The organism is Pseudomonas sp. NFIX28 (assembly GCF_900107395.1).
Classification (GTDB): Bacteria; Pseudomonadota; Gammaproteobacteria; order Pseudomonadales; family Pseudomonadaceae; genus Aquipseudomonas.
In genome coordinates, this window is sequence record NZ_FNPW01000001.1 from 44,582 (window position 1) to 57,156 (window position 12,575).

At 66.1% G+C, this 12,575-nt stretch carries 2 protein-coding genes; both read right to left on the reverse strand.

Annotation, left to right across the window (positions count from 1 at the left end; genetic code table 11):
- Positions 1-190: 190 nt before the first annotated feature.
- Complete coding sequence (locus tag BLV20_RS00175; RefSeq protein ID WP_092295253.1) at positions 191-10,429, reverse strand: T1SS-143 repeat domain-containing protein; 10,239 nt, start codon at positions 10,427-10,429, stop codon at positions 191-193.
- A gap of 425 nt (positions 10,430-10,854) precedes the next feature.
- Positions 10,855-12,575 (reverse strand): T1SS-143 repeat domain-containing protein (locus BLV20_RS00180; protein ID WP_092295256.1); only part of this gene is annotated, 1,721 nt, incomplete at its 5' end.

The following is a 12,575-nucleotide window of genomic DNA, read 5'->3' on the forward strand; positions in this document are numbered from 1 at the left end:
CCCGGATCGAGGGTAATGCCGTAGCCGGCATTTTTTCTTCGATGACTGTGCGGGCAGGCCGTCGCGCCCGCCGAGCCTGGTGCTGCCCGGGTGTTCGCCGCGCGGGCGAACGAGGGTGTCGCCGGCCCGGCAAAAAAAATGCGAGGGTGGTTTCCAGGCCACCCTCGCATCGTTCTGCTTGCGCGATATATCAGACGCTGCTCATGACGATGTCGGTGTTGAGCAGGTCGACCCCGACCAGGGTAATGGTCGTTATCTGTCCGCCGGTCTCGGCCACCGTGACGATGCTGTCGGCGCCGGCGTTGTCGATCGACTGCACGACCGCGCCCGCATCACCGACCAGCACCACCGCATCGCGCTGGCCTGCTCCGGCATCGAAACCGCTGACCTGATACAGGTTATCGGTGCCCGCCAGATTGATGTTGAAGGCGTCCCGTTCCCCAGCCGTGCCCACCAGCCGGAAGTCGAAGAGATCGGCCGTGTCGTTGGCGAACAGGTTGGCGTCGAAGGTGCTCGTCGCCGTGTCGCCATCCCTGTCCGTCACCGTCGCGTTGAACGACAGCAGGACATCGCTGGCCAGGCTCTCGACCTCCTGGGCGAACTCGATCGTCGGGATCTTGATCTCGCCCCGGGCCATGACCAGCTGGACCGCATCGAGAAGCGACGTGGCCGACTGCTCGACGGTGAAGGACACCTGGCCCCCGGCTTCCGGAGTCAGGGTGTTGACTTCGATGAGGTCGGAGAAGGTGCCATCTTCATAGAAGGCCCTGTAGTACAGGTCCTCGGTTGCCGTGTTGTAGCCGCCCACGGAGTTGTCGATATAGACCTTGATGCTGGTCAACAGGCTTTGCGGGTTGATGACGAAGCTTTCATCGCCCGCGCCGATCGCCGCCTGGTTGTCTCCCTGGAACAGGTTGTTGGCGATGCCGATACCGGCCGTGCTGACGTTCATGGCCGCCGAGCCGATGAACGATGGCAGCGGCATGGTCTGCAACTGCGGTTCGGTCGGATCGGTTGCCCCGAGCCCGATGCCGGTCAGGATGCTGTTGTCACCGCTTGGCAAAGCCAGCGGGTTGGCGCCGAAGAAGACAATTTCCTCGGTGCCGATGGTCAGCGTGCGTACCGGGTCCGGGCCACCGGCATCCAGCGAGCCGTCGGCGCTGCTGAGGACGATGGTCGAGCGGAATCCTTCCTCCAGGTCCAGGGCATAGGTGCCGTTGGCATAGGCCGTCAGCGTGTAGTTGACGCTGGTATTCGCCGTGGCCGCATTGTTGTCGAAATCAGCGGTCAGGGTTCCGGCGAACTGGTAGGCGCCACTGCCATCCGGCGACGGCGACTGCTCGACGAGCGTGCCGGTGCCGATGCTGGTGGTGCTGTCCGGCCGGACCAGGGTGAACTGGCCGTTCACCAGGGAGATATCCAGGCCGGCCGCACCCAGGCCGTCGGCACCGGTGCCTGCGCTCCAGTAGCCTTGTTGCGCCAGTTCGGTGCCGGTGCCAATCAGGTTGCCGAACGCCAGGACCGGCGTGTCGTCATTGACGCCAATCACCAGCTTGTCGGCGGCCGCGGTCACCGTGTCGCCGTCCTTGTCGGTGGCTTGCAGCAGCGTGCCGAGGTTGAGGATGAGATTGTTCTCATCGTTGCCCGCCGGGTGGTCCAGCGCCTGCAGCAGGGTAAAGGTGTAGGCACCCGCGACCGTGAGGCTGAGAGTGAACACATCGGTGGTGCCGGCCTTGGCGGTCAGGGTATTGCCCACGACGCTGTAGACCAGCGCCACCCCGCCCGACGTCAGGGCTGGCAGGCCGCTGGTGTTACTCGACAAGGAATAGCTCAGCGGCACATCGGCCCCGGACTGGAAGATCCCCGTCACGTTGCCGGTGGCCACCGTGGCTTCGCCCGGCACGTCTCCAACGCCACCGGCGATGCCGTTCGGCAGGCCGTCTTCATCGACGATGCCGATCTCGGCGGTGCCATTGGCGGTAGGCGTGTCGTCATCAATGGTGATGACCAGCTTGTTGGCTGCGGCCGTCACCGTGTCGCCGTCCTTGTCGGTGGCCTGCAGCAGCGTGCCGAGGTTGAGGCTGATGTCGTTTTCATCGTTGCCGGCCGGGTGGTCCAGCGGTTGCAGCAGGGTGAAGCTGTAGTCACCCGCGGCGTTGAGGCTGAAGGTGAACACATCGGCGCCACCCGCGCCGGCCTTGGCGGTCAGGGTATCGCCGCTGACGCTGTAGACCAGCGCCACGCCGCCCGAACTCAAGGCTGGCAGGCCACTGGTGTCGGCGGCCAGGGCATAGCTCAGCGGTACGTCGGCACCCGATTGGAAGATGCCGGTGACGTTGCCGCTGACGGTGGTGGCTTCGCCCTCGACATCGCCGATACCGCCGGCGATGCCATTGGCCAGGCCGTCTTCATCGACGGTGCCGGCCGCGGCGGTTCCATTTGCCAATGGCGTGTCGTCGTCAACGGTGATGACCAGGCTCTCGGCCGCGGCGGTCACTGTGTCGCCATCCTTGTCGGTGGCTTGCAGCAGGCTGCCGAGGTTGATCTCCAGGTCGTTTTCATCGTCGCCCGCCGGATGATCCAGCGGCTGCAGCAGGGTAAAGGTGTAGGTCCCCGCGGCACTCAGGCTGAAGGTGAAGACGTCGGCGCCACCGGCGCCGGCCTTGGCGGTCAGGGTGTTGCCGACGACGCTGTAGACCAGCGCCACGCCGCCCGACGTCAGGGCTGGCAAGCCGCTGGTGTCGCTGGACACGGAATAGCTCAGCGGTACGTCGGCCCCCGATTGGAAGATGCCGCTGACGTCGCCGCTGGCGGTGGTGGCTTCGCCCTCGACATCGCCGATGCCGCCGGCAATGCCATTGGCCAGGCCGTCCTCATCGACCGTGCCGGTCACCACGTTGCCGGTCACCGCAGGCGTGTCGTCATCGACAGTAATGACCAGGCTTTCAGCGGCGGCCGTGACTGTGTCGCCATCCTTGTCGGTGGCTTGCAGCAGTGTGCCGAGGTTGATCGCCAGGTCGTTTTCCTCCTCGCCGGCCGGGTGGTCCAGCGGTTGCAGCAGGGTGAAGGTGTAGGCCCCTGCAGCGCTGAGGCTGAAGGTAAAGACGTCGGCACCACCGGCGCCGGCCTTGGCGGTCAGGGTGTCGCCGCTGACGCTGTAGACCAGCGCCACGCCGCCCGAACTCAGGGCGGGCAGGCCGCTGGTGTCGCTGGACACGGAATAGCTCAGCGGTACGTCGGCCCCGGACTGGAAGATGCCGGTGACGTTGCCGCTGGCGGTGGTGGCTTCGCCGTCGACGTCGCCGATACCGCCGGCGATGCCGTTCTCCAGGCCATCTTCGTCGACGGTGCCAGCCTCGGCATCGCCGGTGGCGGTCGGCGTATCGTCATCGACGGTAATCACCAGGCTTTCAGCCGCGGCGGTCACTGTGTCGCCATCCTTGTCGGTGGCTTGCAGCAAGGTGCCGAGGTTGATCGCCAGGTCGTTCTCGTCGTCGCCCTCTGGGTGATCCAGCGGTTGCAGCAGGGTGAAGGTATAGGCCCCCGCGGCGCTGAGGCTAAAGGTGAAGACGTCGGCGCCGCCTGCGCCGGCCTTGGCGGTCAGGGTGTCACCGGAAACGCTATACACCAGGGCCACGCCACCGGAGCTCAGGGCTGGCAGGCCGCTGGTGTCGGTGGACAAGGCATAGCTCAGCGGTACATCGGCACCGGATTGGAAGATATCGGTGACGTCGCCGCTGGCGGTGGTGGCTTCACCTTCCACGTCGCCGACCCCGCCGGCAATGCCGTTCTCCAGGCCGTCTTCGTCGACCGTGCCGACTTCGGCATCGCCGGTGGCGGTCGGCGTGTCGTCATCGACGGTAATCACCAGCTTATTGGCGGCCGCGGTCACTGTGTCGCCGTCCTTGTCGGTGGCTTGCAGCAAGGTGCCGAGGTTGATGGCGATGTCGTTTTCGTCGTCGCCCTCTGGATGATCCAGCGGTTGCAGCAGGGTGAAGGTGTAGGCACCTGCGGCGCTGAGGCTGAAGGTGAACACGTCGGCGCCACCGGCGCCGGCTTTGGCCGTCAGGGTGTCGCCGGAGACGCTGTAGACCAGTGCCACGCCACCGGAGCTCAGCGCTGGCAAGCCGCTGGTGTCGGTGGACAAGGAGTAGCTCAGCGGTACGTCGGCGCCGGACTGGAAGATACCGGTGACGTTGCCGCTGGCCACCGTGGCTTCGCCTTCCACATCGCCAATTCCGCCAGGAATGCCATTGGCCAGGCCATCCTCGTCGACGGTGCCGCTTGCGGCGGTACCGGTGGCGGTTGGGGTGTCGTCGTCGACGGTAATCACCAGCTTGTCGGCTGCTGCGGTCACGGTGTCGCCGTCCTTGTCGGTGGCTTGCAGCAGGCTGCCGAGGTTGATGGCGAGGTCGTTTTCATCATCGCCGGCCGGGTGATCCAGCGGTTGCATCAGGGTGAAGCTATAGGCGCCCGCGGCGCTGAGGCTGAAGGTGAAGACATCGGCGCCACCCGCGCCGGCCTTGGCGGTCAGGGTGTCGCCCGCCACGCTGTAGACCAGGGCCACGCCGCCCGACGTCAGGGCTGGCAGGCCGCTGGTGTCGGTGGACAGGGCATAGCTCAGCGGCACGTCGGCGCCGGATTGGAAGATGCCGGTGACGTCGCCGCTGACCGTGGTGGCTTCGCCCTCGACATCGCCGATACCGCCGGCAATGCCATTGGCCAGGCCGTCTTCGTCGACGGTGCCAGCTTCGGCATCGCCGGTGGCGGTTGGCGTGTCGTCATCGACGGTAATCACCAGCTTGTCGGCTGCTGCGGTCACTGTGTCGCCGTCCTTGTCGGTGGCTTGCAGCAGGCTGCCGAGGTTGATCGCCAGGTCGTTCTCGTCATCGCCGGCGGGGTGATCCAGCGGTTGCAGCAGGGTAAAGCTGTAGTCACCCGCGGCACTGAGGCTGAAGGTGAAGACATCGGTGGTTCCCGCCTTGGCCGTCAGGGTGTCGCCGGCCACGCTGTACACCAGCGCCACGCCGCCGGAAGTCAGGGCGGGCAGGTTGCTGGTATCGCTGGACAGCGAATAGCTCAGCGGTACGTCGGCCCCGGACTGGAAGATGCCGGTGACGTTGCCGCTGGCGGTGGTGGCTTCGCCGTCGACGTCGCCGATACCGCCGGCGATGCCGTTCTCCAGGCCATCTTCGTCGACGGTGCCAGCCTCGGCATCGCCGGTGGCGGTCGGCGTATCGTCATCGACGGTAATCACCAGGCTTTCAGCCGCGGCGGTCACTGTGTCGCCATCCTTGTCGGTGGCTTGCAGCAAGGTGCCGAGGTTGATCGCCAGGTCGTTCTCGTCGTCGCCCTCTGGGTGATCCAGCGGTTGCAGCAGGGTGAAGGTATAGGCCCCCGCGGCGCTGAGGCTGAAGGTGAAGACGTCGGCACCACCGGCGCCGGCCTTGGCGGTCAGGGTATCGCCGGCGACGCTGTAGACCAGCGCCACGCCGCCCGACGTCAGGGCTGGCAAGCCGCTGGTATCGGTGGACAGGGCATAGCTCAACGGCACATCGGCTCCGGACTGGAAGATGGCCGTGACGTCGCCGCTGGCGGTGGTGGCTTCGCCCTCGACATCGCCGACGCCACCGGCAATGCCGTTGGCCAGGCCGTCCTCGTCGACCGTGGCGGGCTCGGCGGTGCCGGTCGCGGTAGGCGTGTCGTCATCGATGGTAATCACCAGTTTCTTGGCGGCCGCGGTCACCGTGTCGCCGTCCTTGTCGGTGGCTTGCAGCAGCGTGCCCAGCTTGAGGGTGATGTCGTTTTCATTGTTGCCCGCCGGATGATCCAGCGGTTGCAGCAGGGTGAAGGTGTAGGCCCCCGCGGCGCTGAGGCTGAAGGTGAACACGTCGGCGCCACCGGCGCCGGCTTTGGCGGTCAGGGTGTCGCCGGAGACGCTGTAGACCAGCGCCACGCCGCCCGAACTCAGGGCTGGCAGGCCGCTGGTATCGCTGGACAGCGAATAGCTCAGCGGCACATCGGCCCCGGACTGGAAGATACCGGTGACGTTGCCGCTGGCCACCGTGGCTTCGCCTTCCACATCGCCAATTCCGCCGGGAATGCCGTTCTCCAGGCCGTCCTCATCGACGGTGCCGGTCACGGCGGTGCCAGTGGCGGTTGGGGTGTCGTCGTCGACGGTAATCACCAGGCTTTCAGCGGCGGCGGTGACCGTATCGCCATCCTTGTCCGTGGCCTCCAACAGCGCGCCCAGGTTGAGGGTGATGTCGTTTTCATCGTCACCGGCCGGGTGATCCAGCGGCTGCATCAGGGTGAAGCTATAGGCGCCCGCGGCGCTGAGGCTGAAGGTGAAGACATCGGTGGTTCCCGCCTTGGCCGTCAGGGTGTCGCCGGAGACGCTGTACACCAGCGCCACGCCGCCTGAAGCCAGGGCTGGCAGGCCGCTGGTATCGCTGGACAGCGAATAGGTCAGCGGTACGTCGGCGCCGGACTGGAAGATGCCCGTGACATCGCCGCTGACCGTGGTGGCTTCGCCTTCCACATCGCCAACCCCGCCGGGAATGCCATTGGCCAGGCCGTCTTCATCGACGGTGCCGGTCACTGGGGTGCCGGTGGCGGTAGGGGTGTCGTCATCGACGGTAATCACCAGGCTTTCGGCCGCGGCGGTGACGGTGTCGCCATCCTTGTCGGTGGCTTGCAGCAGGCTGCCGAGGTTGATCGCCAGGTCGTTCTCGTCGTCGCCGACGGGATGGTCCAGCGGTTGCAGCAGGGTAAAGCTGTAGGCCCCTGCGGCGCTGAGGGTGAAGGTAAACACATCGGTGGTGCCGGCTTTGGCCGTCAGGGTATCGCCGGACACGCTATACACCACCGCCACGCCAGCCGAATTCAGGGCGGGCAGGCCGCTGGTGTCGGTGGCCAGGGCATAACTCAGCGGTACGTCGGCGCCGGACTGGAAGATGCCGGTGACATCGCCGCTGACCGTGGTGGCTTCGCCTTCCACGTCACCCACGCCGCCGGGAATACCGTTCTCCAGGCCGTCCTCGTCGACGGTGCCGGTCACGGCATCGCCGGTGGCGGTTGGGGTGTCGTCATCGACGGTGATGACCAGGCTCTCGGCGGCGGCCGTGACCGTATCGCCGTCCTTGTCGGTGGCTTGCAGCAAGGTGCCGAGGTTGATGGCGAGGTCGTTCTCGTCGTCGCCGGCTGGGTGATCCAGCGGCTGCATCAGGGTAAAGCTGTAGGCCCCCGCAGCGCTGAGGGTGAAGGTGAAGACATCGGCGCCACCGGCGCCGGCCTTGGCCGTCAGGGTGTCGCCCGCGACGCTGTACACCAGGGCCACGCCGCCCGAGGTCAGGGCGGGCAGGTTGCTGGTATCGCTGGACAGGGCATAGCTCAGCGGCACGTCGGCGCCGGACTGGAAGATACCGCTGACCTCGCCGCTGACGGTGGTGGCTTCGCCTTCCACATCGCCGACGCCGCCGGCAATACCGTTCTCCAGGCCATCCTCGTCGACGGTGCCGGTCACGGCGGTGCCAGTGGCGGTAGGCGTGTCGTCATCGACGGTAATCACCAGGCTTTCGGCCGCGGCGGTCACTGTGTCGCCATCCTTGTCGGTGGCCTGCAGCAGGCTGCCGAGGTTGATGGCGAGGTCGTTCTCGTCGTCGCCCGCCGGGTGATCCAGCGGTTGCATCAGGGTAAAGCTGTAGGCGCCTGCGGCGCTCAGGGTAAAGGTGAACACGTCGGCGCCACCGGCGCCGGCCTTGGCGGTCAGGGTGTCACCGGAAACGCTGTAGACCAGGGCCACGCCACCGGAGCTCAGGGCTGGCAGGCCGCTGGTGTCGGTGGCCAGGGCATAGCTCAGCGGCACATCGGCGCCGGACTGGAAGACCGCGCTGACGTTGCCGTTGACGGTGGTGGCTTCGCCTTCCACATCGCCCACCCCGCCGGCGATGCCGTTGGGCAGGCCGTCTTCGTCGACGGTACCGGTCACGGCGGTGCCGCTCGCGGTAGGCGTGTCGTCATCGACGGTAATCACCAGGCTTTCGGCCGCAGCGGTGACCGTGTCGCCATCCTTGTCGGTGGCTTGCAGCAGCGTGCCGAGGTTAATCGCCAGGTCGTTTTCATCGTCACCGGCCGGGTGATCCAGCGGTTGCAGCAAGGTGAAGGTATAGGCCCCGGCAGCGCTGAGGCTGAAGGTGAAGACATCGGCGCCGCCGGCGCCGGCCTTGGCTGTCAGGGTATCGCCGGAAACGCTGTACACCAGGGCCACGCCGCCGGAAGTCAGGGCGGGCAGGCCGCTGGTATCGCTGGACAGCGAATAGCTCAGCGGTACATCGGCACCCGATTGGAAGATGCCGGTGACATCGCCGCTGGCAGTGGTGGCTTCGCCTTCCACATCGCCCACGCCGCCGGGAATGCCGTTGGCCAGGCCGTCTTCATCGACCGTGCCGGCCACGGCGGTGCCGCTCGCGGTTGGGGTGTCGTCGTCGACGGTGATGACCAGGCTTTCGGCCGGGGCGGTCACGCTGTCGCCATCCTTGTCGGTGACTTTCAGCAGCGTGCCAAGGTTGATGACCAGGTCGTTCTCGTCATCGCCGGCCGGGTGATCCAGCGGTTGCAGCAGGGTGAAGGTGTAGGCCCCGGCAGCGCTGAGGCTGAAGGTGAAGACGTCGGCACCACCGGCGCCGGCCTTGGCCGTCAGGGTGTCGCCGGAAACGCTGTACACCAGCGCGACGCCGCCGGAAGTCAGGGCGGGCAGGCCGCTGGTGTCGGTGGACAGGGCATAGCTCAGCGGCACGTCGGCGCCGGACAGGAAGATGCCGGTGATGTCGCCGCTGACCGTGGTGGCTTCGCCCGCCACATCGCCGACCCCGCCGGGAATGCCGTTGGCCAGGCCGTCTTCATCGACGGTGCCGAGCGCGGCAGTGCCGGTGGCCGACGGTCCATCGTCCTCGAAGATCATCTTCGAGCCGATTTCGGTAATGGACGTCGAGGCATGGCGCAGGGTGAAGCCACCGATGTCGAAGTCGGCGTGGTCATCGCCCCTGGCATCGACGGCAGCGCCGTTCTCGACCAGCACGCGGTTGTGATCCGCCGTGGTGGTGTATTCGATCTGGTAGCCGGCCTTGACGCCGGTGACGGTGGCAACCCCGTCGGCAAAGCTGATGACAAGGCCGGGATCATTCACCGAGCCGTCGGAGTTCTCGATCACCAGCCCGGTGCTGGTGTCGATGACCCGAACCTGGGTGATGGCCACCAACGTATCGTTCGCATAGCCGTTGATGAAGTTCACCCCGGGCTCGGCCGCGGTGTTGTAGGCACTGATTTCCACTACGGCAGTCTTGCCGCCTTGCAGCTGCACGACATCGAAGCTGGCGCTCTTGGTATTGAACACCGCGGTGAAGTCGATGTTGGCTTCCACATCCGCTTCGTTCTGGTCCAGGTTAGGCACGGTCACGCTCTGCCGGGCGCCGGTGACGAAGGTAATGCGAATGCCTTCCTGTTCCGTGATCATCTGGTTGTTGGTGCCCAGGGTGGTCGGGCCGCCGCCCTGGCTGGTGTTGACGGTATCGCCGGTGTTGATTTTCGCGCCGCTGGACTGGTCCGCCGGGTCTTTACCGGTCGCGACGAGCGTGGGGCTGCTGATGCGCAGGACACCGTCCTCGTTGACCACCGTCGGGTTGACCGCGGTGAACATCAGGAACAGGTTCTGCCCGGACGGTGCGTTGGCCAGGCTGAACCCCGCGTCGTGGACGGTACCGATAAATACCTTGTCCAGCAGGTTGAGGGCGTCGTCCGGGTTGCTGGCGTCCGGATGCATGAGCGGCTGGTATTCCACGGTCCAGAGCTTGCCGCCGCTGACCGGATCGCCGGTTTCCTCGATATAGGCGGCGAACACGATCGCGCCGTCGGGCCCGCCGGCCCGGCCCAGCAGGATGTTGTTGTCGGTATCGGTGTACAGCAGGATGGCGGTGCCATCGAGGGTGTCCAGGCCGCTGTCGAGGCCATCGAGCGGTGCACCGAGGCTGTCGGTGAACTTGATGTCGCCCGCGATCGTGCCGGGTGCCAGGGTAAAGGCATTGCTGCCGGTGTCGCCTTCGGCGCCGGTATACCCACTCAGGGCGGCATTCGTCGCGGTACCTGCGCCCAGGGCCGTCAGGCGGGTGGCGAAGGCCTCGGGCAGGGCCGACAGCAGGATGTCGTTGTCGTCAGCGTCTCCCGCAGGGCTTGGCGTCGCCGTGGCGTTCTGCAAGCCGGCTGTCTCGTCCAGGGTCACGCTCGCCCCGGTCGTTACGACCGGCGGTGGGGTCTGTGTCGGGGCGCTGCTGAGGCTCAGCGTGTCGTCGGTGGGGAAGACGGGATAAAGGTTGGTGGTGCTGTCAGTGGTCAGGTCGTTCGTGGGTGATGCGGTTTTTTTTGTGGTAATCATGACGTTCTCCTGTGCAATTCCAGTCGTAGTCGTCGAGGCCGCAGAGGGCCCTCTGCTGGCAGATGCAACAACTATGGGGATGCACCGCGGATTGCGCATTGGCCGATACTCCCAGGCGAAATGGGAGTTTCAGCCTATCGGGAAGGGCAAGCAGGCGAGGGCGGGAACAGCGATTGCGCCAAGGGCGTGGGGCGCGTTTTTAAGGGCGCACGACAGGGCATTCCCTGGCCAGCGGACGGGAATCTGGCGGTCGCGAAGAGCGGCGCGGCAATGGCCAGGCGGCGCATGTTCGAGCGACCACTGTGGTCAGGGCGATCAACCCTCGACGCCAGGCGCTACCTGGCCCGGCGCAATGAATGACGACACCGTGAAAAAGCGAGGGTGGTCTCCAGGCCACCCTCGCATCCGCTCGCATCGGCGATGGTTCAGACGCTGCCCAGGACGATGTCGGTGTTAAGCAGGTCGACCCCGACCAGGGTAATGGTCGTCAGTTGCCCGCCGGTCTCGGCCACCGTGACGATGCTGTCGGCGCCGGCGTTGTCGATCGACTGCACCACGGCTCCCGCATCGCCGATCAGCACCACCGCATCGCGTTGGCCCGGGCCGGTATCGAAGCCGCTGACCTGGTACTGGTTCTCGGCGGCCGCCAGGTCGATGTTGAAGGCATCCCGTTCACCGCCCGTGCCCAGCAGTCGGAAGTCGAAGAGCGCGTCGGCGGGGTCGTTGGCGAACAGGTTGGCGTCGAATGTGCTCGTCGCCGTGTCGCCGTCCTTGTCGGTTATCGTCGCGTTGAACGACAGCAGGATATCGCTGGCCAGGCTCTGGGTCTGGTGAATGAACTCGATGGTCGGGATCTTGATCGTGCCCTTGCCCATCGTCAGCTGGACCGCGTCGATCAGGCGGGAGCCGTCCCACTCGACGAGGAAGGAGGTCTGGCCTCCCGCTTCCGCCTGCAAGTCGGCGGCCTGCACCTTGATGGGCGCGCCCGAGGTGGTGCCGTCTTCGTAGTAGATCGTGTAGTACAGCTCTTCCGTGGCCGGGTTGTAGCCTTGCACCGAGTTGTCGATGAAGACTTTCATGGCCGTCAGCAGGGTTTCGGGGTTGATCACGAAACTCTCGTCACCGGCATTGATGCCCGCCGTGTTGTTGCCCTCCAGGTTGTTGTTGGCGATACCGATGCCGGAGGTGCTGACGTTCATCGCCGCCGAGCCGATGAAGGACGGCAGCGGGTTGGTCTGCAACTGGCCTTCGGTAGGGTCGGACACGCCGAGCCCGATGCCGGTCAGGATGCTGTTGGCGCCGGTTTGCGGCGCCAGCGGATTGGCGCCGAAGAACACCACTTCCTCGGTGCCAATGGTCAGCGTGCGTACCGGGTCCGGGCCACCGGCGTCCAGCGAGCCGTCGGCGCTGCTGAGGACCACGGTCGAGCGGAAGCCTTCTTCCAGGTCCAGGGCGTAGGTGCCATTGGCGTAGGCGGTCAGCGTGTAGTGGACGGTGGTATCCGCCGTGGCCGCGTTGTTGTCGAAGTCACCGGTCAGGGCCCCGGCGAACTGGTAGGCGCCACTGCCATCCGGCGACGGCGACTGCTCGACGAGCGTACCGGTGCCGATGCTGGTGGTGTTGTCCGGCCGGACCAGGGTGAATTGGCCGTTCGCCAGCGAGATATCCAGGCCATCCGCATCCAGCCCGTCGGCGCCGGCCCCCATGTCCCAGTAGCCTTGTTGCGCCAGTTGGGTACCGGTGCCGATCAGGTTGCCGAATGCCAGGGTCGGCGTGTCGTCGTCGACGGTGATGACCAGCTTGTCGGCGGCGGCCGTGACGGTGTCGCCGTCCTTGTCGGTGGCTTGCAGCAGCGCTCCGAGGTTGAGGGTGAGGTCGTTCTCATCGTTGCCCGCCGCGTGGTCCAGCGGCTGCAGCAGGGTGAAGGTGTAGGCACCGGCAACCGTGAGGCTGAGGGTGAACACGTCAGTGGTGCCGGCCTTGGCGGTCAGGGTATTGCCCGTGACGCTGTAGACCAGCGCCACGCCGCCGGAACTCAGGGACGGCAGGCTGCTGGTGTCGCTGGACAGCGAATAGCTCAGCGGCACATCGGCCCCCGATTGGAAGATGCCCGCGACACTGCCGCTGGCCGTGGTGAGCTCGCCTG

Coding starts and splice junctions, on each gene's coding strand:
- BLV20_RS00175 (WP_092295253.1), bottom strand. CDS start 10,429: ATGATTACCACAAAAAAAACCGCATCACCCACGAACGACCTGACCACT.